At 50.4% G+C, this 26,970-nt stretch carries 22 protein-coding genes; 10 read left to right on the plus strand and 12 right to left on the minus strand.

Annotated features, from left to right (window positions below; all coding sequences use genetic code 11):
* The first annotated feature begins 21 nt into the window (after positions 1-21).
* From glk to G3M78_09330, 4 genes are all read left to right on the plus strand, one after another.
* On the plus strand, positions 22-966 hold the full coding sequence (glk, locus tag G3M78_09315) for a glucokinase (GenBank protein ID QPJ65581.1): 945 nt from the start codon (positions 22-24) through the stop codon (positions 964-966).
* A 118-nt stretch (positions 967-1,084) separates the two neighbouring features.
* A complete protein-coding gene (locus G3M78_09320) occupies positions 1,085-2,293 on the plus strand; it encodes an argininosuccinate synthase (protein QPJ65582.1) in 1,209 nt (402 codons plus the stop codon).
* A 56-nt stretch (positions 2,294-2,349) separates the two neighbouring features.
* Positions 2,350-3,750, plus strand: a complete 1,401-nt coding sequence (locus tag G3M78_09325) for a sigma-54-dependent Fis family transcriptional regulator (GenBank protein QPJ65583.1) — start codon at positions 2,350-2,352, stop codon at positions 3,748-3,750.
* A 154-nt stretch (positions 3,751-3,904) separates the two neighbouring features.
* Positions 3,905-5,842 (plus strand): ABC transporter substrate-binding protein, encoded by a 1,938-nt coding sequence (locus tag G3M78_09330; protein QPJ65584.1) that lies wholly within the window; start codon positions 3,905-3,907, stop codon positions 5,840-5,842.
* 23 nt (positions 5,843-5,865) lie between these two features.
* On the opposite strand, the gene G3M78_09335 is transcribed toward G3M78_09330, so the two are convergent.
* The 3 genes from G3M78_09335 to G3M78_09345 form a co-directional block, all read right to left on the minus strand.
* Complete coding sequence (locus G3M78_09335; GenBank protein QPJ66819.1) at positions 5,866-8,274, minus strand: PBP1A family penicillin-binding protein; 2,409 nt, start codon at positions 8,272-8,274, stop codon at positions 5,866-5,868.
* A 100-nt stretch (positions 8,275-8,374) separates the two neighbouring features.
* The gene (locus tag G3M78_09340; GenBank protein ID QPJ66820.1) at positions 8,375-8,794 is read right to left on the minus strand and encodes a DUF5069 domain-containing protein; all 420 of its coding nucleotides are present in this window, start codon (positions 8,792-8,794) and stop codon (positions 8,375-8,377) included.
* 28 nt (positions 8,795-8,822) lie between these two features.
* Positions 8,823-9,302 carry a hypothetical protein gene (locus tag G3M78_09345; GenBank protein ID QPJ65585.1) on the minus strand — a complete coding sequence of 160 codons (480 nt, stop codon included), beginning with the start codon at positions 9,300-9,302 and terminating at the stop codon, positions 8,823-8,825.
* Between the two features lie 363 nt (positions 9,303-9,665).
* Here G3M78_09345 and G3M78_09350 point away from each other — a divergent pair, with 363 nt between their 5' ends.
* The 3 genes from G3M78_09350 (at position 9,666) to tatA (ending at position 11,843) form a co-directional block, all read left to right on the plus strand.
* The gene (locus G3M78_09350; GenBank protein QPJ65586.1) at positions 9,666-10,514 is read left to right on the plus strand and encodes a hypothetical protein; all 849 of its coding nucleotides are present in this window, start codon (positions 9,666-9,668) and stop codon (positions 10,512-10,514) included.
* 363 nt (positions 10,515-10,877) lie between these two features.
* Positions 10,878-11,240 (plus strand): tetratricopeptide repeat protein, encoded by a 363-nt coding sequence (locus tag G3M78_09355; protein ID QPJ65587.1) that lies wholly within the window; start codon positions 10,878-10,880, stop codon positions 11,238-11,240.
* Between the two features lie 198 nt (positions 11,241-11,438).
* A complete protein-coding gene (gene tatA, locus G3M78_09360) occupies positions 11,439-11,843 on the plus strand; it encodes a twin-arginine translocase TatA/TatE family subunit (GenBank protein QPJ65588.1) in 405 nt (134 codons plus the stop codon).
* 68 nt (positions 11,844-11,911) lie between these two features.
* On the opposite strand, the gene G3M78_09365 is transcribed toward tatA, so the two are convergent.
* The 7 genes from G3M78_09365 to G3M78_09395 all read right to left on the minus strand — a co-directional run bounded on the left by G3M78_09365 (position 11,912) and on the right by G3M78_09395 (position 22,047).
* Complete coding sequence (locus G3M78_09365) at positions 11,912-12,910, minus strand: flippase-like domain-containing protein (protein ID QPJ65589.1); 999 nt, start codon at positions 12,908-12,910, stop codon at positions 11,912-11,914.
* A 99-nt stretch (positions 12,911-13,009) separates the two neighbouring features.
* Positions 13,010-14,200 (minus strand): NADH-quinone oxidoreductase subunit D, encoded by a 1,191-nt coding sequence (locus G3M78_09370; protein ID QPJ65590.1) that lies wholly within the window; start codon positions 14,198-14,200, stop codon positions 13,010-13,012.
* 40 nt (positions 14,201-14,240) lie between these two features.
* Positions 14,241-16,826: a molybdopterin-dependent oxidoreductase gene (locus G3M78_09375; GenBank protein QPJ65591.1), complete on the minus strand. Its 2,586-nt coding sequence runs from the start codon at positions 16,824-16,826 to the stop codon at positions 14,241-14,243.
* Positions 16,827-16,867: 41 nt separating this feature from the next.
* The gene (locus G3M78_09380; GenBank protein QPJ65592.1) at positions 16,868-17,383 is read right to left on the minus strand and encodes an NAD(P)H-dependent oxidoreductase subunit E; all 516 of its coding nucleotides are present in this window, start codon (positions 17,381-17,383) and stop codon (positions 16,868-16,870) included.
* Between the two features lie 328 nt (positions 17,384-17,711).
* Entirely contained in the window at positions 17,712-19,994 is a 2,283-nt protein-coding gene (locus tag G3M78_09385; GenBank protein QPJ65593.1) for a tetratricopeptide repeat protein, read from the minus strand.
* A 19-nt stretch (positions 19,995-20,013) separates the two neighbouring features.
* Positions 20,014-21,249 carry an ammonium transporter gene (locus tag G3M78_09390; protein ID QPJ65594.1) on the minus strand — a complete coding sequence of 412 codons (1,236 nt, stop codon included), beginning with the start codon at positions 21,247-21,249 and terminating at the stop codon, positions 20,014-20,016.
* A gap of 198 nt (positions 21,250-21,447) precedes the next feature.
* Positions 21,448-22,047 carry a hypothetical protein gene (locus G3M78_09395; protein QPJ65595.1) on the minus strand — a complete coding sequence of 200 codons (600 nt, stop codon included), beginning with the start codon at positions 22,045-22,047 and terminating at the stop codon, positions 21,448-21,450.
* 158 nt (positions 22,048-22,205) lie between these two features.
* On the opposite strand from G3M78_09395, the gene G3M78_09400 reads away from it, so the two are divergent.
* The 3 genes from G3M78_09400 to G3M78_09410 are packed head-to-tail and all read left to right on the plus strand — an operon-like array spanning position 22,206 to position 25,647.
* Entirely contained in the window at positions 22,206-22,568 is a 363-nt protein-coding gene (locus G3M78_09400; protein ID QPJ65596.1) for a hypothetical protein, read from the plus strand.
* Positions 22,558-23,400 (plus strand): HDOD domain-containing protein, encoded by an 843-nt coding sequence (locus G3M78_09405; protein ID QPJ65597.1) that lies wholly within the window; start codon positions 22,558-22,560, stop codon positions 23,398-23,400. The genes G3M78_09400 and G3M78_09405 overlap by 11 nt, the downstream gene beginning before the upstream one ends.
* Before the next feature lie 6 nt (positions 23,401-23,406).
* Positions 23,407-25,647: a response regulator gene (locus G3M78_09410; GenBank protein ID QPJ65598.1), complete on the plus strand. Its 2,241-nt coding sequence runs from the start codon at positions 23,407-23,409 to the stop codon at positions 25,645-25,647.
* A 14-nt stretch (positions 25,648-25,661) separates the two neighbouring features.
* On the opposite strand, the gene G3M78_09415 is transcribed toward G3M78_09410, so the two are convergent.
* Entirely contained in the window at positions 25,662-26,177 is a 516-nt protein-coding gene (locus G3M78_09415) for a hypothetical protein (protein QPJ65599.1), read from the minus strand.
* A complete protein-coding gene (locus tag G3M78_09420) occupies positions 26,177-26,956 on the minus strand; it encodes a hypothetical protein (GenBank protein ID QPJ65600.1) in 780 nt (259 codons plus the stop codon). The genes G3M78_09415 and G3M78_09420 overlap by 1 nt, the downstream gene beginning before the upstream one ends.
* Between the last annotated feature and the right edge of the window lie 14 nt (positions 26,957-26,970).

Raw genomic sequence — 26,970 nt, forward strand, 5'->3', positions numbered from 1 at the left:
TCTGTATCCCAGGAGCCGCAGATGATTTTGGCGGGCGATATCGGAGGCACGAAAGTCAACCTGGCCCTGTACGAGGAGCGCGCCGGAAGGCTTGAACCGATCCGTTGCGAGCGTTATTCCAGTCTGGATTCATCAGGACTGGAGCCGATTCTGGATGAGTTTTTATCTTCCGAGACGGTCGACATCCAGCGGGCTTGTTTTGGCGTGGCAGGCCCTGTAAAATCGGGTGTTTGTCGCGTCACCAATCTGTCTTGGGAAGTGAGCGCGAGCGCGCTGAAAAAACGATTGGGAACCGATCGAGTCTTTTTGCTGAATGATCTTGCGGCAATGGCCTCTTCGATTCCTTTCCTGAGCGCCAGTCAGTGCGTCGAGCTTCAGGGGGGCGCGTCAGGGAATGGACGCATTGCAGTTCTCGCCGCAGGAACCGGTATGGGGCAGGCGTTCTTGTGGCCTCAGGATGACGGACGCCGCGAGATCATTGATACGGAGGGAGGGCATTGTGATTTCGCTCCGCGCACAACAGAAGAAGCCGAGCTGTTGCGGTTTTTTCTGAAACGGTGGGACCGGGTCAGCATCGAGCGCGTCTTGTCGGGAGACGGGCTTGCGGCTCTGCATCAATTTCTAAGTTCTCCTCAGGAGCAGGAAGCCTTGTCTTCAGCGGATGTGATTCGCTACGGGCTATCGGGCGAAGATGCGGTTTGCAGGCAGGCCTTGCAATGGTTTGCATCCTTGTACGGCGCCTGCGCGGGAAATCTGGCCTTGCAGATTTTGGCGGAAGGCGGCGTCTATGTGGGCGGAGGTTTGGCGCCGCGTTTACTACCGGTTTTGCAGGAAGGCGGTTTCATGGAAGCGTTTCGCGCGAAGGGAAGATTTTCCGCGTTCCTTGAAAAAATGCCGGTTCGGGTGATCGTTGATGAGAACGCGCCTTTGCTTGGCGCGGCCCGGTTCGCTCAAGCGGCGCAATGAAGTCCAATGCGCGCATAAAAATTTGTAGCGGTCGTTTCCTGTTTGATAGGAGCGCAACTCAGCAAGAATTTTCAAGAAATTTATTAAACATTGTCGGGAAGGAATAAATAAAGTTACGATGAAAACGAAAGTTGACAAAATAGTTTTGGCATACTCCGGCGGTCTGGACACCTCCGTCATTATTAAATGGCTGAAAGAGCAATATGACTGCGAGATCATCGCCTTCGCGGCCGATCTGGGCCAAGGGCAGGAACTCGAACCGGTGCGGGAAAAAGCCTTGGCGACGGGCGCGTCTAAAGTCTATATCGAAGATTTGAAAGAAGAGTTCGTCAGCGATTTTATTTTCCCCATGCTTCGCGCGGGCGCTTATTACGAAAACGATTATTTGCTCGGCACGTCCATTGCCCGACCTCTGATCGCCAAGGAGCAGATTCGCATTGCCGCCAAAGAAGGCGCCGACGGCGTGTCGCATGGAGCGACGGGTAAAGGCAACGACCAGGTTCGATTCGAACTCGCTTACCAGACTTTGAATCCGCAGATCAAGGTGATCGCGCCCTGGCGCTTGTGGGATCTCAATTCCCGCACGTCCTTGATCGAATACGCCAAAAATCACGGCATTCCTGTTCCTGTCACCAAGAGCAAGCCTTACAGCATGGATCGAAACCTGTTTCATATCAGCTATGAAGGCGGCGTGCTGGAAGACCCCTGGGAGCAACCGGATGAGGACATGTTTCTCATGAGCGTTTCACCTGAAAAAGCGCCGGACAAAGCGACGACTCTGGAAATCGAATATGAAAAAGGCAATCCGGTAGCCGTCAATGGCGAGCGAATGAGTCCCGCCATGTTGTTGGAGAGGCTGAACGAATACGGCGGTTCCAACGGGATTGGCCGAATCGATATCGTCGAAAACCGCTTCGTGGGTATGAAATCCCGCGGCGTTTACGAAACGCCGGGCGGAACGATTTTGCATGCGGCGCATTCGGCCGTTGAGTCCATCACTCTGGATCGCGAAGTCGTGTTCATTCGGGATTCTCTCATCCCCACCTATGCTAAGATGATTTACAATGGATTCTGGTATTCGCCTGAACGGATTCTTCTGCAGAATATGATTGACGACGCCCAACGCCATGTGAATGGAACAGCGCGGGTGCAATTGTACAAGGGCAACTGCACGGTGGTCGGACGTAAAGCCGACAAGTCTTTATACCGCCAGGATGTCGCGACCTTTGAACGCGACGACGAATATCGCCAGGACGACGCCGAAGGTTTTATCCGTCTCAACGCTTTGCGCTTGAAACTCTACTCCAATACCTTTGGCGATATCTGAAGTCATCCGGCGCGACACACCGGGTGGGTTGCATTGAGCGTTAACTCAAGGGATTCGTGATGAGTTCAATTTTGATCGTTGACGACGAAAAGAGTCTGCGAGAGTTTCTCACCATCATGCTGGAAGAAAAAGGCTATGAAGTTCATAGCGCTCCTGATGGCGAGACGGCTATTGGATTGATCAAAGAGCGCTCGTTTGACCTGGCTTTGACCGATATCCGCATGCGGCGTTCCAACGGTCTGGATGTACTGGACGCCGTCAAGAAGTTTCAGCCAAACACCCCGGTTGTTATGATGACGGCCTATGCGACGGCGGAAACCGCCGTTGAGGCGATGAAGAAAGGGGCTTACGACTATCTGTCGAAACCCTTCAAAGTCGAAGAACTCCAACTGCTGATTAAAAATGCGCTAGAGAAGAAAAAACTCGCGGATGAAAACACCTATCTGAAATCAGCCTTGTTTGACAAGCATCAGTTTTCCAGCATGGTGGGCAAAGGGCAGTCGATGCGCCGCGTTTTTGAGTTGATTCAAAAAGTGTCGATGAGTTCGGCTACCGTATTGATCAATGGAGAAAGCGGCACTGGAAAAGAGCTTGCGGCGAAAGCGATTCATTACAACGGACCGCGAAAAGCGCGTCCATTCATTTCAATCAACTGCGGCGCCCTGCCGGAGACCTTGTTAGAGAGCGAACTTTTTGGTCATGAAAAAGGTTCGTTCACCAGCGCCGATACGTTGAAAACGGGTTTGTTTGAAGCGGCTAATCACGGCACCTTTTTTTTAGATGAGATTGGCGAGGCCGCACCCTCCACCCAGGTGAAATTACTGCGCGTCCTTCAGGAGATGGAATTCACCCGTTTGGGAAGCTCGAAAGCGATCAAGGTGGATGTGCGCGTGATTGCCGCAACGAATCAGGATCTGACCAAGGCGATCCATAATCGAACTTTTCGTGAAGATCTTTATTATCGATTGAACGTGGTTCCTCTCACCATTCCGCCGTTGCGGGAAAGGAGGGAGGATTTACCGTTTTTGATCGATCATTTCATTCGGACCTATAATAAGCAGAACAAGCATAAGAATATTATCAAGGGAGTTGAGCCGGAAGCCTTCGCCATGATGGAAGCCTACCACTGGCCGGGCAATGTGCGAGAACTGGAAAATGCCATTGAGCGCGCGGTGGTGCTGGAGACGAGCGATAAAATTCAATGCTCCAGTTTGCCGGATGAATTGATGAATTGTGAAAAAAACATGGGCGAGTGGTTGCCGACCGTTGACGACGCAAAACCGATGGGCCTTGAAGAGACGCTCGATCAGATTGAAAAGAAGATGCTTCAGGGGGCGCTTGACAAGACCGGCGGCATCATCATTAAGGCGGCGGATATTTTAAATCTCAGCTTTCGTTCCATGCGATATCGGCTTGAAAAACACAAGCTCAAAGGCAAAACTAAAACCAAACCCTGACCTTCTCCTTTTCCTACCGGTTCCCTGTATGCGCAGCCCTTCATTAAAATCGTTTTCATCCATTATAACTATTTTCAGTTTTTACCTTGGTTTCCAATTCGCTTGTGTTAGCCCTGTCTGGTCTCAGGAAGTCCCAGGTCCGGATAATAATTTTTTGACGGGAGATAGCGTCGCTGTTCCGACAGATAGTTCGACGATACGGGACGAGGTGGATCCATTTGGCAAAGCGGAGGTCGATTTCCATTCCGGAAAATGGATTGAAGCGAAGATCAATTATCAGAAATTTCTTGAGTTGAATACCTTCGGCAGTCAGGCGGAGCTTGCTTATTTTCGACTCGGTCAAATCGAACAGCAGCAGAATTCTTGCGCGGCGGCGATTCTTTTCTACAATAATTTGTTGTCGAAATACCCGGGGACTTCCTATGCGCAGGAGGTCAGTTTTAATCTTGCCCAATGTTATTTTGAACTGGAGAACTATCAGAAAGCGGAAGAGCTGTTCCGCTTGATGGCGTTCAAACATCCTGACAGTCAAAAACGCTGGCAGTCGCTCGTTTACCTGGCGCGACTGGATGAAAAGCGCGTCGATTATGAAAACGCGATCGAGAAATTGAAGCGCGTCTATTTACAAAGCGAAGACGCTTCCATTCGTTCAGAAGCCAAAGAATTGATCGACGGCTTGATCGATGAACAATTATCCGATTCAGCTCTGGTGAGTTTATTGCAGACCTACTCTTCCGGGTATCCGGCGGATCATATCTATCTCAAATTGATGGATGGCTATCGAACCCACCGCGATGAAGCGAATTTTAAAAGAATGGCGGAACGGTTTTTACTTCAGTTTCCGGATCACCCGCGCCGGGCCGAAGCGGATGTCGGTTTATCGTCCCTGCGCGAGAACCCTGAGCGTAAAATCAAAATCGCGGCGATATTGCCTTTATCAGGAAATCTTGCTTTGACCGGACAGCAGACGCTTCACGGCATTCAACTTGCGTTCAATCAACAGGATCGAGCGCTACGCGATCGGGTGCAACTGGTGATCGAAGATTCGACGGGAGGAAAGTCGCCTGAGGATATTTATCGTCAACTGGGCTCCGATCCCAACGTCGTAGCGGTGATCGGCCCGGTGTTGAGTCCCAATGTCAATCGAGTGGCAGACCTTGCCAAGCAATTCAGGCTTCCCTTGTTGTCGCCTACGGCTTCAGCGGACGGCTTGCCCGAACTGAATTCTTATGTTTTTAGAAATGCGTTGACGCGGGAAAACCAGGGGCGATTCATCGCCGAGTATGCGGTGAACAAACTGGGCCTGAAACGTTTTGTTGTGATGCACCCTGACGAGGGTTATGGCTTTCAGTTGAACAATTCATTTGTTGAAGAGGTCGAGTCTTTAGGCGCCGAAGTTGTGAAGGTGGTCTCTTACAATCGTTCGCAAACGGATTTTAAAGAGCAGATCTTGCAGATGGGCGGCGTGTCGGACGATCAGTTGAGCAAACTTGTATCGAATCAGATGCTGGAAGATCGGGCCTTGCCGGATTTCAGTCAACCGGGAGTCTTATCCCGACCCTTGCCTCAAATGGGCATTTGGACGACAGAGGATGAAGTTGAAAATATCAAGGTGGATTTAGAGCTTGGATTCGACGCTGTTTTTCTTCCCGGGTTTTATGACAAGGTGGGGCTGATCGTTCCGCAACTGGTTTTTTATAATATCGACGAGGTTGTCTTGCTGGGAGCCGCCGGATGGAACTCTCCGAAGCTGATTCAGGATGCGGGCAAGTATCTGAAGAACAGTTACTTTGTAGACGGTTATTTCGCCGAGTCGAAGCAAGTCCGCGTGACGGAATTCCGAGGGAAATTCAAGGCGGCTTTCAATGAAGACCCGTCCATGATTTCTGCGCAATCGTACGATGCGGCAAAAATTTTACTGCATCTGATCGGCGAGGGAGCGGTCAGTAGAAATGATGCGCACAATCGCCTGTTTGGCGTCAGGGATTTTCCCGGTGTGACGGGGCTGACAAGCCTCACGGCTCAGGGGGAATCGCAAAAGCGCCTGTTCACTTTGACGATCGAACGCGGTGAATTTGTGGAAGCGCCTTGAGAGGGGTTTGTTGATTTGGTATTTTAAAAAGAGTTTTCCGGGCCGGTCTCAGCGTTCTTTTTCATGAGATTGTCAAAACCGTCTTTAGAGAAAATTTCAAACTCTGTATCGGGGTCGAAGAAGTTGAGAGGTTCCCCGGATTCAGGGTGAATCTTGGAATAAATAATATCCTCCGTCTCAGGGAAGTTAACGACCGGCGCGTCGATCAAGGCTCCCTGCATGAAATTCAGCCAGATAGGGATCGCCGTTCGCGATCCGGTTTCATTGACTCCCATCGAATCGTCCTTATCCTTTCCAACCCAGACGCCCGTTAACAACTCCGGGGTGTAGCCAAGAAACCAGGCATCGACATAATTATTGGTGGTGCCCGTTTTACCTGCGGTGGGGCGGTTCAAGGCTTTAACCTTTTTAGCCGTTCCCTCCTGAACCACGCTCTGTAAAAGGCTGGTGATGGTGTAAGCCATCGCCGGAGTCAGCGGGTTCGACAGTTTCGGCGTTTCCGTGTAAAGCGTCTCCCCCTCATGGTTTGTGATGCTTCGCACCGCGATGGGTTCAATGCGTTGTCCCTGATTGGCAAAGGCGGAGTAGGCGGAGACCAGTTCGAATAAGGTGACTCCGGAAGAGCCGAGCGCAATGGACAGGTTCTTCGACAGGTTTTGTGAGATGCCCAAATTCCTTGCCATTCCGACAGCTTTTGAAATGCCTATGTTTTGTAATAATTTGACGGTAACGATATTTCTGGAATGTGCCAGCGCTGTGCGCAAAGGCGTGGGGCCGTAAAATTTTTCCTCGAAATTTACCGGCTTCCATTTGTCAAATGCGTGATCCTTTTCCTTGAAGATAATAGGCGAGTCGACAATGATGCTGGAAGGCGTATACCCTTCTTCAAGCGCCGCGGCGTAGATGATAGGTTTGAACACCGAACCCGGTTGCCGGACAGCCTGCACGGAGCGATTGAACTGGCTTTTGTTGAAATCGTAGCCGCCGACCATGGACTTGATATGTCCTGTGTGCGGGTCGATGCTGATCAGAGCGCCTTCCACTTCCGGTTCCTGTTCAAGAGCCAGTCCCCATTTGTGGTCGAGAGAACGACGATTCACTATTTTGGCCATCACCCGGTCGCCCGGGTTCAACGCCTGACTGGGGCGGTTGATTCGGGCCCAGCGCCCGTCCACCTTGGGGTTGGGTTGGCGCGCCCAATTCATTTGTTCCAGTTCGATCACGCCTTCGCCGGCCCCGGTGAGTACGTAGGCGTTTTTATCATCGAGTGAAGTGACCAGAGCGTTGACGACGTCGCCGACCTTGGGAGTTTCGTCGTCCTTCCACTTATTAATGGATCGCAGTTCCGTTTCAATTTGAACGCCAGGTCTGGACGCGTCCATATATCCACGCGGACCGCGATAGCCAAATCGTTTGTCGGCGTTTTCCAAACCTTCGCGAATCGAAGCCTGAGCCAGCTCCTGGAGTCTGATGTCAAGCGTGGTGTAAACGTTCAAACCGCCGCGATAAAGTTTATTGGCGCCGTACAAGTCGATGAGGAACTGACGGATGTGTTCGACGAAATAGGGCGCCCGGTTGAGCATGTCAGTCACTTCGCCCAGATTGAAATCTGATGTGAGCGCCGTTTGAGCCTCTTGATCGTTTATGAAGTTCAGATGAGCCATGCGTCGAATGACGTGGTTCCTGCGTTTTTTGGCCTTCGTTGCGTTGCGATAGGGAGAATAATTGTTCGGCGCTTTGGGAAGGCTTGCCAGCATGGCGCATTCGGCGATGGTCAATTGTTGAGAGGGCTTGGCAAAATAGGTGCGTGCGGCGGCTTCAATGCCATAGCTGCCATGACCGTAATAAATTTGATTGAGATACATCTCAAGGATCTGGTCCTTGGTGAAAATCAATTCCATGCGAACGGCGAGGATGGCTTCCTTGATTTTTCGAATGATGGTGCGTTCGCTGGACAGCAAGAGTGTTTTCGTCAACTGCTGGGTGATGGTGCTACCGCCCTCGACGACGTAGCCCGCCTTGAAGTTTGTGAGCATGGCGCGGAAAATCGCTTTGGGGTCGATGCCAAAATGGTAATAGAAATTAGAATCCTCAACGGCCAGCGTCGCCTGTTTCAACCGGAGGGGGATTTCCTCAAGAGGAACCATGATTCTTTTTTCAATGTAAAATTCTGCAATTTTTTCATCGGTGTTGGAGTAAACGCGCGTGATCAGGCTGGGCTGAAAATCTTTGAGAGCGCGCACATCTGGCAGGTCCTTCGAGTATTTAAAGTAGATGAAGCCCGCGCCAATGGAGCCGGCGACCACTGAAAAGAGAAAGAAAATGAGAGAAACAAGCCAGGTTATTTTCAGAGTCTTTTTAAATCGACTGACCGGCTTTTGTTTTCTTTTTTTCTTTTTTTTCTTTTTTTTGAGTTTTTGGTCGACCAGTATTTTACTCATAATAAATGCGGAACCTTAGGGGCAGGCGAGCGATAGAATAACGGGAACTACAATGTTGAAAGACAGGAAAACGGACTGACTGGCAAGAGAGTTAGTGACCTTCTTCGAGATCGAGAAGACCCACCCAGGTGATGATGTCTGTTCTGGAGGGATCGATTCTGTTGCGAATATCGACAAAATATTTCAGGCGATCTTCGTTGTCCGGTTTTCTTCCAAGAATCTGACGGTTGATGAACTCTTTTTCAGCGGCGCTTTTTATTTTCAGCGTATCCTCGAGCCATTCGGCAAAGGCGGTTTCGCTCAAGGCGTAAGCCTTGTCGGCGAATTCGATTTCGTCAACACGCATGAAATTTAAAACTAATTTATCGAGAGGGCAAGGAAAAATATATTCCCCGAGCTTGTGTTCGCGAAAAGCGCGGGCCTTGTCGATCATGCGCGGAATATGAACCAGGCCGCACATGGAGTCTTTCGGACTTCGCGGGTACTCTTTTGTCAGATCCAGAACTTGCATATCCGTCTCGCTTTGCATCGATTCAGCCTCAGTCCAACCTCAATCGGTTGAGGCGGGAAAAATGCTGAGATGTTTTAATGGCGCGGGCGCCGTCGTCTCCCACGCGGTTTCGGAACAGGTCCAGCGTTGTGAGCTTGGAGAGATATTCCGATTTTGAAAGGGCGATCGCCCCTTCGTCTCCCACTTTATTAAACTTCAAAATAAGTTGGTCCAGATTCGATAACGATTTGCACCCGGCCAGGGTTTCCGCTCCGACCGCCGTGATTTCGTTCGACTTCAAATTCAATACCCGGAGGTTTTCCAGATAGGGCGAAGCGCACAGGGTTTTCACGCCGTCGTCGGTGATCTCGTTGTTGCCCAGTTCGAGGCGAGAGAACTCTCCGATCATGCTCATGCCGGCGATGTTTTCGATGTGCGCGTCGGTTATTTTTTTTTCTTCAAGGTTGATGCTATCGCCTTCAATATGTTCCTTTAAAAATGCTTCCCAGTCTTCCGGTGGATTTTCCATAAATGAATGATTCTGTCTTCTGTTTAAAAATTGAACAATAATTTGTTAATTGGGTCTAATCATTAATATTAATCCTATTTTATTCCCCGGTCAATCCCTGCGAAGCGCTCATGGTATTGGCTGATGTTATTGAAAGTAACACTCTTAACGACAGAAATGAGGCTTGAAGTGAGTGAAAAATGCCTGATTATGCGATCTTCCTGCATTTGTTTGAGTAAAAGCTTATGCGGCCTTGAAGTATTTTCGAGTCTGGAATAGGTTGTTTCTGATTTCCGATATTAATGTGATTTTGGTTGAGATATTCGGCCTGCCAAAGTATAATTTTCGGGTTTTATAATGCAATAAAACCATGGGGATTCGGATATGAAACTGGGGAAATTTGTTTTTATTGGGGTGTCTTTTGCCTTGTTGTTTTGGGGATGCAACGGCGGAATGGTGGGGACGGTTCAAAACCCACCTTATGAGCATAACAAAGTTCTTTCGCAAATAAAGCCTGCTTCTGATAGCTCCAAAGTATATAAGGATGCGAAGTATGGTTTTTCCTTTCGCTTTCCAGCCGACTGGGAAATCGTCGAACCTGTGAAAGTTAAAAAAATGCGCAGTTCCGTAGAAGAGGGCTTGCCATGGAGAAGACTGGACGCTCCTTTCGCATCCTGGGATCGGATGGGGGTGGGCCTTCGCAAAGTTCAGTTGGAGTCTGATTTCGAAGCGGGTGGATTGGACTTCAATCTGGATTTAGATTTTGGCCTGGATTTTGATATTGGGATCACTGATTTATCCAACCTGAGAGTGTTGGTGAAAGGGCCTGACGCGATGATCATTGCGCGTGTGGATCAAATGAAAAAGTCCCTGTCCAGAGTTTCCTATGAATCGGGCGGCTGGGATGATTTTCTTGACGACGTGATGATCTCTGTCATCAGGGAGAGCATTCACGGCATCTTTTCTAACAAGCCAGGGGTGGTTGAAACCAAGGAAATCGCAGGTAAGTCCACTGTTAAATTCAACAGTTTGAATTTTGAAATTGCCAATAAAAATATTCAGGAACAGGGGGCGCCATTGTATTCCCTGGGGAGACACATCATTCCTTTTGAAAATGATTTTCTTCTGAGCGTCATCGTTGTCGGTAGCCCGGAAGGGAATCTTAAAGACGACGTCATCTGGAAGATTTATGATTCTTTTCAGTTCAAAGGACTCCCATCCGAAACAGCGTGATCGTCTTCCATATATTTGAGAGCGTCATGATCGATTGGGGCTTTTGAAATGTTTTTAATTCCTCGAGCGCTATCGCAATATCTTGTGAACCCTCTCCCTCTGGGAGGGGGCGGTTGAGGGAGGCTGAATTTCTTCGAACGGCTCTGTCGCTATCCTTTCTTGGTGTACTAAATCATCCGTATCATTGTTTTATCTTTCGCAATTTTCCTCCTGGACCGGTTGAATTTCAATCAGTGTCTACCTCCGAAATTGACCAGAAAATGAGCTGTGTTTTCTTGAAAAATTGAATTCCATTTTGGATTTGGAAGTGTTAGATTTCTAAATGGAGGGCTTTACTTTAAGAAACTTTAGGGAGGTACAGGCATGAAAAAAGGCGTTCTGTTTTTAGCGGCATTTCTGGTCTTTGCGTTGCCCTTGACGGTGTTTGCAGGGGAAGGCCCCATGCATTTGCCCAAAGGCTCCAACGAAGCGGCCAATATGCATAATGAAGCCGGTATCAAGCATTGGGGAATGGGCCATGCGGATGAGGCTCTGAAGCATTTTCAGGAAGCTTCTGCGGAAGATTCCAGTCTGGCTGAAATCCACTTCAATGAAGCGGTTGCTCTGGATGCGCTGGGACGGCATGGCGAAGCGACCAAACACTTCGGAGTGGCTAAAAAGCTGGCTAATGGAAATAAGGCTATTTTAGAGTCACCGATTTTGAATGGTCATTTGGGACATCACTAGTCCAGGCGGATTCGAGAGTGTGTCCTGAAGGTTTTGTTGGTCTGAGAGACCGGTTTTTTTAAACCGGTCTCTTTTTTTTTCCAATTGTCGAACGGACCCACCGCACAGGGGCGAAAAAACTGATTTTTCAGGTATCGATTCGTGTTTTCTGATACAATGAAATGAACTTGGGAAATTTAACGTAAGGGAGATCAGCATATGATGGGAATCGGATTCCCTGAGCTAATGATCATACTCGTAATTATTATGATCATTTTCGGGGCTGGAAAATTACCGGAGATTGGAAGCGCGTTTGGCAGAAGCATCAAGAATTTTAAGAGTTCGATGAAAGAGGCTCAGGAAGAGGAAGTTCCTCTGGATAGCGCGGAGACTTCCGCTACGGCGCCGGAGGGCGGAGCGCCAGCGCAAACCGCTCAGGCGGCGGCTAAAAAGGAAGAAGAAATTATTGATGATGTCGCTCTGGAAGTGGAAAAAAACAGGATCGGCACCATTCGCACCCCTCATGACGGTTTGGTTCAACAATCGGATGTATTCACCAGCTCGTTAGGTCGAACTCCCGGCGGTCGCGGCAGGGACAGGGGCGTTTCGCGAGACGTTTTTTAGGCTAAGAATTTATCACAGTTTTTAAAGCCGCTTTCGACTGGGTCGGAAGCGGTTTTTTATTGGGGATTTTAGATTTCTTCGCTGATTTTTTCAGAGGGCTTGAATTCGATTTGCCAGGCAAGAAACAGTCCCAGACCCACCCATAGTAATTCCTTGATCCTTCGCACGAAGGACACCGTCAAGCCGATATCCGCCGTCATTCCCAGCGCTGAAAAAATAAGGATCAGTCCGCCTTCCTGTGCTCCGAGGCTGAGCGGAATAAAAAAACTGCCAACACGTATCAATTGCGCGAGCGATTCGATGATCCATAGATCCGACAAGCTGGTTTCGATGCCCAGAAAATAGAGGGTGACGTAGAGTTCGGCGAGGCCGACAATCCACCCGACCAGAGCGAACAGGATGGAGATGAAGACGCGCTTGCGGTTTTCTCTGTAGAAGCCTCCCATTTGTATGGAGAGTCCGTCCAGTTTTCCCAGTAGCGGGCGGAGTCGTCCGCTGAATGGGAGAACGCTTGCCCACCGGGTTATTTTTCCAAGGGAACCGGTGATCTGAAAGAGGAAGAACAGAAAAATCGCGATGGTGAACCCGACCATGCCCGCGAGACTGGTTTGTTTGAAGAGCGGGGAGACTTGTTCGGAGGCGAATATCATATACAGGCCGGGCACAAAAAACAGCACCAGCGCTGTCAGGAATGTGGTGCGCGCGATGACCTGCGAGGCCAGCCCCTGACGCAGTGAGATGCCATGCTTGTCCTTGAGCAATTGCGCTTTGACCGGTTCGCCTCCCAGCGTTCCCAGCGGGGTAATGACGTTGTAGGCTTCTCCAATCTGGCGGATTCTCCAGCATTGCCAAAGGCTGAATCGCGCCGATTCCGCCGGGTAAAAATTATATTTCCAGGAAAGCGTGTCGAGGACGGTGACGGCGCAATAGATCAGCATGATATAGAGGAAACCGATGCCAAGGCGCTTCAAGAGGGCGAGGGTCTGCCCCAGATCGACCATCTGAACGGCCCAGACAAACAAGGCCAGGCCCAGAAGTAAAAAAATAATTTTTAAGGGTTGGAACATGCGATTAGCGGCGTTTCCCGGGTCGGGAGTCAGGGCAACGCCGCGAGGATCTGATGGATACTAGTTTGAATCTGGATTGAATGAGGCGCCAGCGACCGCTCAGCGGTCGCATTCCCCGCCGATCATATTGATCATGTCAAAGGTGGGGATGATATCCGCCAGCATTCCGCCTTTGCACATATCCTCCATCGCCGCCGTCATGGTGAAGCAGGGCGGTCGGACGCGGCATTTGTAAGGTTTCCCGGTGCCGTCGCTGACCAGATAGAAGCCGAGTTCGCCATTCGCCGCTTCCGTAGGCAGGTACACTTCGCCGACAGGCGGTTTGAGTCCGTCAATAACGACTTTGAAATGAGCGATCATCTCTTCCATCTTGGAGTAAACGTCCTGTTTTGACGGCACGCGCAAATACGGGTTGCTCACGTTAATCGGGCCTTCAGGCATATCCTTCATGGCTTGCTTGATGATCTTGAAGCTTTGTTTGATTTCTTCCATTCGAACCAGATAGCGGTCGAAATTGTCGCCAACCGTTCCAATGGGAATGTCAAAATCAAGTTTGTCGTAGACCAGATAGGGGTGAGCTTTGCGAACGTCGTAATCAATGCCGCAAGCGCGCAGACAAGGTCCCGTGAATCCCCAGGTGATTGCATTTTCCTTCGAGATGCCGCCGGTGTCGCGCATTCGGTCGAGAAAAATACGATTCTTGGTCAACAATTTGTCAACATCCTCGTAAAGAGAATCGAGTTTCGGGTAAGCCGCTTCGAGATCGTCGTTGAATCCCGGTGGCAGGTCGCACATCAATCCGCCGATGCGGATGTAATTGGAGGTCAGTCGTGCTCCGCAAACTTTTTCAAGAAGGTCCCAGAGAATTTCGCGAGTTTCAACGAAATAGATGAATGCGGTCAGCGCGCCCAGTTCAAGAGCGGCGGCGGCGATGTTGGTGTAATGATCTGTGATGCGGGCCAGTTCGTTGGTGACGACTCGAATGTACTGGCAACGCTCGGTGGCTTCGATGCCGCAGAGTTTTTCAACCGCCAGCGCATAGCCGATATTGTTCATGATTGCGGAACAATAGTTCAAGCGATCCGTGTAGGGGAAGACATTCGTCCAGGTGACGCTTTCGCACATCTTCTCGAATCCGCGATGCAGATAACCCACTTCGACGTCCATCTTGACGACGGTTTCGCCGTCCAGAGTCAGCAGGAACTTAACGGTTCCATGGGTGGCGGGGTGAGAAGGCCCCATGTTGAGGACCATGTGCTCGGTATGCAAATTTTCTTTTAAATCGCTCATAATTCAAAAACGTCCTTGATAAAGAGACGGATAATTTAAGTTAATTGGCTTTTGAAATTTTAACTGAAATGGTGTTTTGATCGCCATTTCGCAGGGTATTGACCGGTACTTCAGGCCAGTTTTTGGGAATATAGACCATTCCTTCCGGGGTTGCCGAACTGGTTTTGACTTCCACTTCAACCCGGCCTTGTTTGGATTCGACAAGGATTTTATCCCCGCTCTGGATATCGGCTTTCTGCGCATCCTTGGAGTTGATTTCCGCGATACAGGAAGGCCCGATGTCCACCAGCGCTTTGGCGTAATGCGAATAGTTGCCGATATGAAACATGTGATTGTTGCTCAATAGTTTCAATGGGAACTCTTTGCTGGTTTTTTGCGGTTCGACAAAATCGCTGGTTTTGAATTCCGGCTTGGCGGCAAATCCCTGCGGCTTCCATTGCAGGTATTTATTGCCCGGAAACAGCCCCTGATAACATGGGACTTCCTTTGCAATCTCGTCCTGGACATCCAGCGTGGATTCCGCCTTGAAGGGTTTTCCAAGCGCTTCAGCCAGTTGCATCAGGATATCAAAATCCGTTCTGGAGGCGCCTTGCGGTCGAATGGCCGGAGCAACTCGTTGCACATGGCGGGTCATGTTGGTGTAGGTGCCGTCACGTTCTGCAAAGGATGTGGTTGGCAGTACCAGATCCGCCATTCTTGCGGTGTCGCTCATGAAGGAGTCCTGAACCACCAGAAAAGGCACGGTTTGCAAACCGTTCTCGACGCTGGATCGACTCGTGTGCGAGCGCAGTGGATCTTCTCCCAAAATATGCAGGAATTTGATTTTTCCGTTCGAGCAGTTTTCGAACAAATCGCTAGCCAGATCGGCTTGCTTCTTCAACTCGCCTTCAACGGGGCGATAACCCGGCAGGAATTGCGGAGTGACGCCCATATCGTTCACGCCCTGAGAGTTGCAATGCTCGCGCGGCGGATAAATGCTGACGCTTCCCTCGCCTCCAGCATGCACCAGAATCGACAGATTCAGCAAGGCGTTGAGCGTTGCCTGACCAAAGCCGGAGCTGAGCACGTCGTTGCCGATGAGGATGGCGCGGTCCGCCTTCTTTGCAAACTGTCGCGCGGCTCGCATCATCAGTTCATTATCAATCCCCGCCACCTTTTTCGTCGCTTCCGCCGTGTACGGCGCCAGCGATTCCATCAAGGCATTGAAGTTGGGAATCTGGCTTTGCGCCTTGGCGACGTCAATGAGGTTCTCGTCGATCAGGATACGACTCAGCCGGTTTGCAATGAAGGTGTCGGCGTCTTGAGAATAGATCAAGCGGATATTGATGAGACTTTCATTGTCGAAGCGGACGTTTCTTGGATTGGCGTAGATGATTCCGGTTTTCGAGAAGATCGCGCCTTTGCGGATGGAATTACCGCCGACGGGATACTCACAAGGCAGATCGGAGTTGAAGACCAGAACGACGTCCATGGTGTCCAGATCCGTCACCGGTTTGGATTCGATGCCGTTTTCAAAACAGTCGATCATGAACTGGTTGACGTAAGGCGCCTGAATATTTTGCAGGTTATTGATCTGGTTGGAGCCGTACAACTCTCGATACAGTTTCTGAAACAGATAATTTTCTTCGTTGGTCAATTTTTCAGAACCGAGTCCCGCGACGCTACCGGGGCCGCTACGGTTGATCGTGGTTTGAACGCGTTGAGCGATCATTTTGAGCGCTTCTTCCCAACTGATTTCCGTAAAGGTTCCGCCCTGATTGATCAAAGGCGATTGGATTCGATTTTCGTTGTGAATGATGCCATGACCGAATCGGCCCTTGGCGCATAGATTGCCTTCATTGATTCCCACGCCGAGGGTTTCGTCGGCGGTGATTCGGACAGCCTGGCCTTTTTTGCTTTCGACTTGCACGGTGCAACCCCAGGAGCAGTAATTGCAGGTGGTATGCGTGTTGTTGAACAAGGCGGCGAGACCGCGCGCCTGGGAGGACATATCCATCAGCGCGCCGGTGGGGCACACAGTGATACATTGTCCGCAGAATTCACAGTCGAGAGGTTCGTCGTTAGCGGTGCCGATAGCGGCTTTGTAGCCGCGCTGATGGAAATCCAGCGCCTGCACGCCCTGAATCTCGTCGCAGGCGCGAACGCACAGGCCGCAGACGATGCATCGATTCAAATAGAATTCGATCAGGGGGTTGGATTTCAGACTGGGCTCGTTGCGGCGTTGAATTTCAAAACGGGGCTTTTGCAACTCCAGCATTTCGGTGTTGTCTTGTAGCGGGCATACGCCGGACTTGTCGCAAATGGGGCAATCCAGCGGGTGTTCCACCAGAAGCATTTCGATATTCGCCTTGTTGTAGCGGTCGGTTTCTTCGGTGTTGACCTTGATTTCCATTCCCTCTGAGACGGGGTGCGTGCAGGAATAGACGAGATCTTTTTTACCGTTTTCCGTGACTTCGACCATGCAGGTGCGACAGGCGGCAAAGGGTTTTAATTTGCGGTTGTAGCAAAGATTGGTCACGTCCATGTCGTTATTCTTGATGGTCTCAATAATAATCGTGCCTTCCGGCGCGGACGCGGCTTTGCCATTAATCGTAAAATTTACAGTCTTTCTTACAATTACGCTCATTTATACAGATTTCCCCGGGGAAAACCCCGTTTAATTTAAATTTATAGTTTGTATTCGCCGAACAGGGCCAAGGTCTTTTCTGGATCTATGGTTCCGTGCGTGTCATCCCCTACGATCGCCATTGGAGCCGCGCCGCAGTTACCCAGACACGATGCGGTTTGAAGCGTGAACAACTTGGTTGGATCAGTCTGACCGGGTTTCATATGGTAGCAGTCATTGAGTTTGCTGGCGATGAGATCGGCGCCTTTAACAAAGCAGGCGGTGCCATAACAAAGCTTGATGATGTATTTACCCGGCTCTTCTATCAAAAATTTGGGGTAAAAAGAAATGACCCCATAGAGTTGCGCTCGCGTGACGCCCAGTTCATCAATCAACATTGCCATTGCCGTTGGCGGCAAGTAGCGATAGACGTCTTGAATTCTTTGTAAAACCGGAATTAAATGGTTTCGGTTCTTCTCTGGCAATGCGTCGAGAATTTTTTGGACGGGGGCCAGGTCAATTTCCTTTTCCTCGTTTTCTTCTTCTTCGGTAGCAACTGCGTCTTCCGTCTCGGCCATAAGCTTCACCCTGTTGGGATTGTATTATATGTTTATTCTAAACGAACTTTATGAGAGTCCAGCCAAAATTGGACGTTTTCTAGAGCAAGTCGCGAGCGCATACTTCCGCTTTCGACCCGCCTTTCGAATTGATGAGGAAGTATATAGGCTTGTCCGTTTTACTGTCAACCTATTTGTTAATAACGGTTTCGGGCAGGAAAATGCAGGATGCCGAGCCTTCATGGCTTGAGAAACTGTCTTGGGATGAGTTGACGCGGGGAGGGTGAAAAACGCAGTAAAAGCAGGCCCTTGAGCGCCTGTTATTTAAAGAAAAGGTTTCCTCTATATATCAGGGGATGACGATATCGCCTGGAGCGACTTGTATCACGATGGTATCCGATTCGCTTTTCTGCTTTTGGGTCAACTGAACCTGGCGTTTTTCCAATTGTTGCCGGGCCTGAATATGTTCAGGGTTCAATTGCAGGGTCGCTCTTAATTGCTCCACCGCTTCCTTGTTTTTATTCAATTCCCCGAAGGCCCAGCCCAGGCTGAAGTGGGCGTCTGCATTTCCCGGGTTGGCGCGCAGGCTTTTTTCGAATGCGGGAATGGCTTCCGCCAGACGTTTTCTTTCAATCAAGGCCCAGCCCAGATTGTAATGCGCCCTCCAGTTTTCGGGATGCTTCGCTGTGACTTGTTGATAATGGCTGATGGCTTCCGGCAAACGTCCGAGTATTTCATAAACCATAGCGAGGTTGAAACGCGCCCTTTCGTTTTGAGGGTCGATTTCAAGCGCCTTGCCGAAAGATTTTGAAGCATCCAGATGCTCGCCGACCAGGGTCTGTAAACTTCCCAAATCGATATGGGCGGCGAGGGAATGCGGATTCAATTCGGTCGCTGTCCTAAGAGAGGCGAGCGCCTCGGGGTAACGTTTCAGCCTCCAGTAAACGCGGCCCAGATCTTCGTGCGCTTCGGAATAGGACGGGTCGATCGCCGTCGCATTTTCCAAAGCCGTCGCCGCCGCCTCGTTGGCGTTCAGCTTGAGGCGGCTCAATCCGAGATAATAATAGGCCTCTTTTAAATCTGGATCCAACTGCGTCGAGCCTTCCAGAAACGGAATGGCGAGAGCGTATTGCCGGGTTTTCGCATAGGCCAGTCCCAGATTGTAGCGGGCTTCTGCATTGACCGGGGCGAGTTCAATAGAACGCTTCAATGGAGCGATCGCTTCTTGCTGTCGCCCCAGGGCGATATAGGTTTGACCGAGTGAAAAATACGCTTCAGCATAGTCAGGGTTTAATTTGACCGCCATTTTAAGCAGGGGAATGGATTTTTCATGCGCTCCGAGCAATTGCCGGGCTGTTCCCAGGCGGAAATAGGTTTCTGCGTGGTTTGGGTCCAACTGAATGCTTCGTTCAAACTGCCGGGACGCGCCTTCATAATCTTTCAGTTGGAAGAGCGTTGATCCCAGGCGCGCGTGAGCTTCTACATGCTCAGGATCGAGTTTTATCGTTTCCTGATAATTTTCTGCGGCTTCAGAATAGCGCTCCAGTTCTTCGAGAATGACTCCCCTGTTAAAATAACTGGCGAGATTTTGCGGTTCGATCTCTGCGACCTTTTTGTAATTCGATAAGGCCTCTTCAAATTCACCGACTTGATCGTAGAGGCGGGCGCGATGGAAATAGGCTTCGCTGTATTCCGGGTCCAGGCGAATGGCTTCGTTAAAACTTTGCAGAGCCAGCAGGACGTTGTTCAAGAGGACATGCTGTCGAGCCAGTTTGAAATGCGCGACGGGATCGGAGAAATTTTCTTCCGACAATCTTTGATACGCTTCCATCGCTTTCTCGTTGCGCCCCAGATTGTTGTAGGCGAGACCGAGATAGTCGTAAGTGATTGCGTATTGCGGGTTGATACGGAGCGAATTTTTTAACGGTTCAATGGCCTTCTCATTTTGTCCTGCGCGGATGTAGGTTCTGCCGATTTCCGTGAACGCTTCAAAAAAATTGGGATTGAGGTCGATCGTGTCCATGAACGCTACGATCGCCTTGTCATACTCTCCGAGTTCCTCAAGGCTCAGGCCCATTGCATACTGCGCTTCGGGAAAAAGAGGAATGAGTTTCAGAGCGGTTTTGAATTCTTCGATGGCTGAAGCGTGCTGGCCCAGAGCGGCCAGGCTTTCACCCAGTGCGAAATAGGCGGCGCTCAGCTTGGGTTGCAGTGAGATGGCTGTGCGCAAGGGTTCGAGGGATTCTTCAAAACGCTTCAGTTTGGACAACGCCCAACCGCGCCCGTATTGCCCTTCGGGGTAATTGGGGTCGAGGCGGACAGCTTCCAGATAGGCGTCGGCGGATTCCTGAAATTTGAACAACTCTCCGTAACTGCCGCCAATACCGACCCAGGCGGCGGTGTACAAGGGTTCCAGTTCCAGCGCTTTTTTGAATTCAGTGATCGCCGCTTCGTACAAACCCATGGTTTGATAAGCCCGGCCCAGACCGAAATGCGGAGCGTAGTCTCTTGGGTCCGCTTCAATCGCTTTTTTGTAGTCGTCGATCTTTTCGACAAAAGCGAAAGAAGGGGGCGTTGCGACCAGAGTCAGCAATATTGCCAGAAGAACAAATGAAAGCGAACGTCGCGCCATGTAGGTTCCTTAAAATACATTACTGGTATCGTGACAGCGTCTCCTCCGGAGTGGCTTGCAATTTGTGAATCGCAAGATCAGACCCTGTCATCTCTTCCTCTTCGGAAAGTCTCAGTCCAAACATTAGGTCCAGAACCTTGTAAACGGCAAATCCAAAGCCGACGGCGATCACCACCGCCGTCAGGGAACCGACGAGTTGAGCGACGAAACTGACGCCTCCCAGCCCGCCAAGGGCTTCCTGTCCAAAAATACCGCAGGCAATGCCCCCCCAGGTGCCGGAAATACCGTGTAGCGGCCAGACCCCAAGGACATCGTCGATTTTCAATTTTTCTTGCTCCCAGGTGAAACCTTTGACGAAAATGAAGGCGGCGATTCCGCCAATCATCAGCGCGCCAAGGGGGTGAACCTGATCCGAACCGGCGCAGATGGCGACCAGTCCTGCGAGAGCGCCGTTATGGATGAAACCCGGGTCATTGTTGGAAAGAACCAAGGCGACGAGAATTCCTCCGACCATGGCCATGAGGGAGTTGATGGCGACCAGACCGGATATTCCGGTCAGGCTGGCGGCGGACATGACGTTGAATCCAAACCAGCCAACGCAGAGCATCCAACTGCCGAGGGCGAGAAAAGGAATATTGCTGATGGGAATGGGTCTGCTTCTGCCTTGCGAGTCCCAACGGCCCTTGCGCGGCCCGAGGATGACGACTGCAGTCAACGCAATCCAGCCCCCGATGGAATGAACGACGACCGACCCGGCGTAATCATGAAATGGCAGGCCGCCGCTGAGGCCGGCGAGCCAGGAGCCTTCTTGGCCCAGAAAGGTGATTTGGCCCCAGACCATGCCTTCAAATAGCGGATAGACAAAAGCGACAAATAATGCGGCGGCAAAGACCTGCGGCCAGAATTTTGCGCGTTCGGCAATGCCGCCGGAAATGATAGCGGGAATGGCGGCGGCAAAGGTTAGAAGGAAAAAGAAATGAACCAGTTCATAGCCCTGGTTGGCGGATGCCAATTGCTCCGCTGATACAAAAAAGTGAATGCCGTAGGCGATGGAAAAACCGATCAGGAAATACACCAGCGTGGATACGGCGAAATCGACCAGGATTTTAACCAGCGCGTTGACCTGGTTTTTTTTTCGCACGGTGCCGACTTCAAGGAAGGCAAAGCCTCCATGCATGGCAAATACCATGACCGCTCCCAACATCATGAACAACACATCGCCGCTATTGCCAAGGCTGGTAATTTGTTTTTCCATTTGATTCGTCTCCCCCCGAATATGAAATGAGTGTCGCTTTTGGACCTGTTTTCACCCTGTCGTTAGTTTTATTTTGGACTGGTCGGACGCAAGGAATTTCGTGCTCATGCAAACGAAGCATTCTGATTAAACATGATCCGCTTGCCGAAGGCAAACGATTTCAAGCGGAAATACAAGGAGAGACGGGGCCGTCGGGAGTTATTTTGACAGACAGTGCAGAAGCGTGGGGTCGGATAATATCTTTCGAATCAGGTCAGACAAACTGGCGTTGATGAGTTTTTCATTGGGAAACAGACTGACAGGCGCTTTGCTCAAAACTTTTTGATCCTCAAATGTATGTGCAAAAGAAGAGATGCCATTCCGGCAACTCACGCGCAGGGATGATTGAACGCGAACATTCATGGTGGCGAGTTTGTTTTGGTATTGGCTTCGCAATCGCAGAATTTCGATTTGAAGATTCAGCGGCGTTTGTGCATCGTCAGCCCGCACTCGAAACTCCATATTATGAAGGCCTTCCTTGAATTTCTCCTCTAAAATATCGGATAAATTTCGGTCCGGGATCACGGTGTATTTTCTGATATTGGCTTTCCCTTCCCAGCGGGACAGGAGGTTGTCCGGGCGTTTGTCTATGATGCGCAGGTTGATGTCCTTGTTCGCGCCGATTTGAGAGGAGGCGACAAACACTTGCGGGTCGAGGCGAACGATATGCTGCGCGCTACATCCGTAAAGAAGGCCCAGGGCGACTCCGATCCATATCTTTTGTTTTGAGACGATCCGAGAAAGAATTTGTATTCTCATAAATTTAAATTTTGAAGGTTGAATTTCTGAAGGACGGATAATTGTATGCTAATTCCCGGCTTGATCTGAAATAAAAATGCTCCTGATAATTATGGCATCCTCCTATAATCTGGCTTATACTTTGGTCATTCGATCAATTGCTAATTTACAGAGGGCGCATGGGCAGTCTCCGAATAGAAGAAATTTTACCGGGCATGGTGGCGTCTCAAGACGTGAAAAACCGGGTGGGCCGCGTGATCATGACGGCGGGTAGCGTGATCACCGAAAAACAGATCAAAACCTTCAAGTCATGGGGCGTCACATCTGTTGATGTTCAAGATGCAGAGAGTGAACCCGTCGCTGATGCGGAACCTGCGGATGCTTTGAAGATGGAGTCCAACTCGGATGACTTGAAAAAAGAAATGATGCAATTGTTCAGATTCACCAATCCAAGAAATCCGGTGGTTCGTGAACTCTTCAAATTATGCGTGGACAGGAAGATGAAGCTGACAGGTAAAAAGGGGGCCGCCGATGGCTCTTGACCCCAAATCACTCGTCAACGATTCGACAAAAATTGGAACTCTGCCCCAGGTTTTCTATGAGATCAACGAAGCCATCGAAGACCCGGAAGCGTCATTTTCGCGGATAGCGACCATTATCAGCGCGGACGGGGCTTTGTCGGCGCGTCTCCTTAAAATCGTCAACAGTTCTTTTTACGCGTTCACTTCCAAAGTGGAAACGATCACGCACGCCATCACTATTGTGGGTCTTGCGCAACTGCGAGAGCTGGTGCTGGCGACTACAGTCATCAGTCAATTCAAGGGAGTGTCCAAGGACGTGGTGGATATGCAGGCGTTCTGGGGGCACAGCATTGCCTGTGGCCTGGCGGCGCGCATCATAGCGATTTACAAGAGAGAGCATAACGCGGAACGGTTTTATGTCATGGGTATCCTGCATGATATTGGCCGTCTGGTTTTTTTGCTGAACGTTCCCGATGAAATGAAAAAAGCGTTTGCTATTTATGAGAAGGGCGGTTTGTTGCACGAAGCCGAAAAAGAAATTTTTGGTTTTGACCATACGGAGACGGGCCATGCGCTTGTGCAGAAATGGCAGTTGCATGAGACGATGGCGGAGGCGGTGCTGTCTCATCACAATCCTTCTGTTGAAGGCGATGAGTCTACATCTGCGGGAATTTTGCATTTGGCCGATATCGTTTCGCATGCCTTGCAACTTGGCGGTAGCGGAGAACGCTTTGTGCCGCCGTTGGATGAAAAGGTATGGAAAGAACTCGGTTTGCCGGTAACGTTGTTGTCTTCGATCATCACCCAGGTGGACCGCCAGTATGAGGAGGCGGTTCAAATGTTCCAGTCTTGATACCTTATGAGCGCTAAAGACCCATCAGACAAGATGCAGATTCGCGTCGACTATCTGGAAAAGCAGGCCCGGCGTAATTTATACGGGCTGGACCTGCTGGCTTCGATCGGCGAATTGCAACTCAACGCCAGTATGGCGAGAGATCCGGAGCGGATTATCACCATCAGCATGGATCACCTCCAGCGCTGGATGGGTTTGAAGTCCATGGCGTTTTTTATGGTGGATGAGGACAGCTCTGACTTCATTCTCAAATACGTTGAACCCTCGGAATCGAAGTTGGACATCGAGAGCGAAGTGAACGTTCAGATTGACAATGGAACGTTCGCCTGGGCCTTGAATCAAAATCGCCCCGTCACCATATCAACGAAGGATGGGGACAACACGCTCATTCTGCATGTCCTGGCTTCGCAGTCGCGCGTGCGCGGTATGTTTGCCGGGCTGTCGCAGGAAAATAAGCGAGAACTGGAGGGAACGGCGCTTTACATCCTTTCCGTCATCATGCAAAGCACGGCCCATTCTCTGGAAAGCGCGGCATTGTATCAACTGGTTTATGAGCAGAACCAGAATCTTGAAGAGACTGTTCGCATTCGGACTCAGGACCTGGAACAACAGACAATCGTTTTGAAAGAGGAAATCGTCAACCGTCGCCTGGCTGAAGAGTCCTTGATCATTGCTAAAGATCAGGCCGAAGCGGCGGCTCGCGCCAAAAGTGAATTCCTCGCTAATATGAGCCATGAGATTCGAACGCCGCTGAACGCCATTCTTGGTTTCGGAGAAATTCTTCAATACGAATGCAAAAAGCTGGAACGCGACGATCTTCTCGAAGATTTGAAATCCATCGAATCGGCGGGGCGGCATTTACTCAGCCTCATCAATGACATTCTGGATATCTCCAGAATTCAGGCGGATAAAATGTCTTTGCACCTTGAGGAATTTAACCTGAAACCTTTGGTGGAGGAGACAGTTTCAACCATCCGTTTCCAGGCCAACAAGAACGCCAATGAGTTGATTGTGGAGTTCGTTGAACCTGTCGATGAACTCATGTATTCGGATTCCGTTCGGGTCAAACAAATCCTTCTCAATCTGGTGAGCAACGCCTGTAAATTCACCTCCGAGGGCTGGGTGAGAATCAAAGTCTGGCAGGAAAAACTTGGCGACGAGGAATTCGTTAATTTTGAAGTTTCAGATTCGGGCATTGGAATCGACCCGGAAAAAATAGACTCGTTGTTTTTGGAATTTGTGCAGGCAGATTCTTCGACCACGCGCAAGTATGGCGGCACCGGACTCGGATTGCCGATCACAAAACGCTTGAGCGAATTGCTTGGCGGAAAGATTCGGGCTGTGAGCGAGTTGGGGAAGGGGGCCAAATTTACGGCGACCTTACCGCTACGCGCCACCAGCCCGACGATCACACCTGGCGCTTCCTCGAAAAAGTCAGAAGATGACATCGCTGAGATTTCCGAGAATATCGAAATTTGGGACGATACCTTGGACGATGGTTCGGATGCGCGTGAACGGGTGGTCGCATTTGAGGAAGATGATGTGACGCGGGGTTTGCTAAAACGCCTGGTGGAACGGGAGGGATTCAAGGTCGAAGCGGCGGCCAATGCGGAAGCAGGGCTTGATATGATTCGTCGCCACAAACCTTTGGCTGTGGCCCTGGCCTTGCAAGGGCACAAATTGGATGGCTGGGATGTTTTGCGAAGGCTGAAGGAAGACTCGACGATGGCAACGATTCCCGTACTGGCCTTGTCTGAAGAAGATAATATTGACCGCGCAACCGAGATGGGCGTCGCGGCTTATTTTCGCAAGCCTGTCGATTGGGAGCAGTACATATCGTTGCTAAATCATTACCGGGCGCTTGAAAAGAACGCAACGATTCTGGTGGTCGAAGACGATGAACCCAACCGGGAAACGCTACAGCGTATTCTTTCGCAATCGGGCTGGAAGGTTCTGCAGGCCGTCGACGGACCGTCTGCTCTGGAGATGATTGAAGCGGAAAAACCTGCTCTGGTCCTGCTCGATCTCATGTTGCCGGAAATGAACGGTTTTGAAGTCCTCGAAAATATTCGTTCCTGCAAGGGCTGTGAATCCATTCCAACCCTGATATTGACGGCGAAGGATTTGACGGAAAAGGAAAGGTTGTTTCTGCGTGGAAAGACCAGCGGGGTCCTAAAGAAAGGTCATTACACCAAGAACGAGTTGTTGAGCGAGATTGGAAAATTGTTGCGCGCCTATCCCGGTTGATGCGCGACCTTGAATCACTTCTTCTGTGCGGGACGAGGCGGCTCGGTTTTGGCGAACAAGATGGATTTGGGGCTGGCGCGCAAGGTGAACAGTCCCTTTGGGTCTTGCGGCGCGTTGCCGCGCATTAACGGAAATCGCCATTCCGTTCTGGAGCCGGGCCGATGCGGAACCCGGTTGATGATCGTGCCTCCCCGGTGCGGGTTATTGACCAATAGAAATTTCCCCGGCTTGCCCTCATCGTCTTCCTGATACTTGTAGATCCATGCGTAAAGATTGGTGATCGTTTTCGAGGCGTTGTTCTGAATATTGAAAATGATGAAATCGTCTCCCGGTCGAATGCGGTATTTTTTATCGTAGGAGATCAGGCCTAACGACACCCAGTCCTTGTCGTCGGCATTGCCGGTTTGAGCGTCGACTGGAAGGGCGGACAGGCAAGCGATTGCGGCAAACAGAAACAGAACGCTGCGCTTCCAGACATGACGAATGTCCGGGTGCAAATTGTTCGATGACAATTTTCGATGAGCGGGCATTAACGGCTCTGTTGTTTGATCTTGTGGATCGCTTTGCGCAACTGACCGGAATCCACCATTTTTTTAACCCGGCGCGCGGCTTGGGGAGTGAAATCTTTTATCAGATAAAGTTTGCCTCGCTCGCTCTGCGCGCGCAAGTTCAATTTTCCGTCCCGCCATTTCTGGATCGTGTCGATCATCAATTGCGTTCCAATCTTCAAGGTCCTGCCGCCCAGCGTTTGCTCGTCATCCTCCTCTTTGAGAGCAACGACGCCCTGCGCCGCAATCTTTCCCGTGTCGAGTCCGGCTTCGACCTGATGCACCGTAGACCCTATATTCTCGAGGTCCATTTCGTGGATCGGCCAGAAGTTACAGGAAGAACCGCGGTACAGATGCGGCAATCCCAGATGCAGGTTGTATGTGATCTTGGAAAAGCGCTCCAGATAAGCGGGGCCAAATTTACCCGTGCCATAGATCGCGATGAAGCCCGGATCGTATTTGCCGAGTTTATCGATGAACTCAGCGCTGTTGATGTGTTTGGATGAAACGGCTTCAACGACGGGCTGATTCTGCATCTCCAGCGATTCAGACGAGGCGAAATGATCCTGTTCGTAAGCCTCGCGTCGCGAGAAGAACCAGTCCCAGGCGAGTTGATTTTCGTCGATGCTGGAACTTTGTTCTGGATAGTGGAATGATTCGTGAAAAACGGCGGCGAGGGGAAAGCGGGCGTTCAGTTGATTGACAAAATATTTGTGGCGCAACTGGTCGCCGGTGATGACGATGATGTTTTTTGATTGCATGGCCTAAAAGAGAG

The sequence above is a fragment of the Candidatus Nitrohelix vancouverensis genome, from assembly GCA_015698305.1.
GTDB lineage: Bacteria > Nitrospinota > Nitrospinia > Nitrospinales > VA-1 > Nitrohelix > Nitrohelix vancouverensis.

Excerpts from the sequence above, each read along its gene's own strand:
- glk (QPJ65581.1), top strand. The coding sequence starts at position 22 with ATGATTTTGGCGGGCGATATCGGAGGCACGAAAGTCAACCTGGCCCTG.
- G3M78_09320 (QPJ65582.1), top strand. The coding sequence starts at position 1,085 with ATGAAAACGAAAGTTGACAAAATAGTTTTGGCATACTCCGGCGGTCTG.
- G3M78_09340 (QPJ66820.1), bottom strand. The coding sequence starts at position 8,794 with ATGCAAGTTCTGGATCTGACAAAAGAGTACCCGCGAAGTCCGAAAGAC.
- G3M78_09345 (QPJ65585.1), bottom strand. The coding sequence starts at position 9,302 with ATGGAAAATCCACCGGAAGACTGGGAAGCATTTTTAAAGGAACATATT.
- G3M78_09350 (QPJ65586.1), top strand. The coding sequence starts at position 9,666 with ATGAAACTGGGGAAATTTGTTTTTATTGGGGTGTCTTTTGCCTTGTTG.
- G3M78_09355 (QPJ65587.1), top strand. The coding sequence starts at position 10,878 with ATGAAAAAAGGCGTTCTGTTTTTAGCGGCATTTCTGGTCTTTGCGTTG.
- tatA (QPJ65588.1), top strand. The coding sequence starts at position 11,439 with ATGATGGGAATCGGATTCCCTGAGCTAATGATCATACTCGTAATTATT.
- G3M78_09365 (QPJ65589.1), bottom strand. The coding sequence starts at position 12,910 with ATGTTCCAACCCTTAAAAATTATTTTTTTACTTCTGGGCCTGGCCTTG.
- G3M78_09370 (QPJ65590.1), bottom strand. The coding sequence starts at position 14,200 with ATGAGCGATTTAAAAGAAAATTTGCATACCGAGCACATGGTCCTCAAC.
- G3M78_09375 (QPJ65591.1), bottom strand. The coding sequence starts at position 16,826 with ATGAGCGTAATTGTAAGAAAGACTGTAAATTTTACGATTAATGGCAAA.
- G3M78_09380 (QPJ65592.1), bottom strand. The coding sequence starts at position 17,383 with ATGGCCGAGACGGAAGACGCAGTTGCTACCGAAGAAGAAGAAAACGAG.
- G3M78_09385 (QPJ65593.1), bottom strand. The coding sequence starts at position 19,994 with ATGGCGCGACGTTCGCTTTCATTTGTTCTTCTGGCAATATTGCTGACT.
- G3M78_09390 (QPJ65594.1), bottom strand. The coding sequence starts at position 21,249 with ATGGAAAAACAAATTACCAGCCTTGGCAATAGCGGCGATGTGTTGTTC.
- G3M78_09395 (QPJ65595.1), bottom strand. The coding sequence starts at position 22,047 with ATGAGAATACAAATTCTTTCTCGGATCGTCTCAAAACAAAAGATATGG.
- G3M78_09400 (QPJ65596.1), top strand. The coding sequence starts at position 22,206 with ATGGGCAGTCTCCGAATAGAAGAAATTTTACCGGGCATGGTGGCGTCT.
- G3M78_09405 (QPJ65597.1), top strand. The coding sequence starts at position 22,558 with ATGGCTCTTGACCCCAAATCACTCGTCAACGATTCGACAAAAATTGGA.
- G3M78_09410 (QPJ65598.1), top strand. The coding sequence starts at position 23,407 with ATGAGCGCTAAAGACCCATCAGACAAGATGCAGATTCGCGTCGACTAT.
- G3M78_09415 (QPJ65599.1), bottom strand. The coding sequence starts at position 26,177 with ATGCCCGCTCATCGAAAATTGTCATCGAACAATTTGCACCCGGACATT.
- G3M78_09420 (QPJ65600.1), bottom strand. The coding sequence starts at position 26,956 with ATGCAATCAAAAAACATCATCGTCATCACCGGCGACCAGTTGCGCCAC.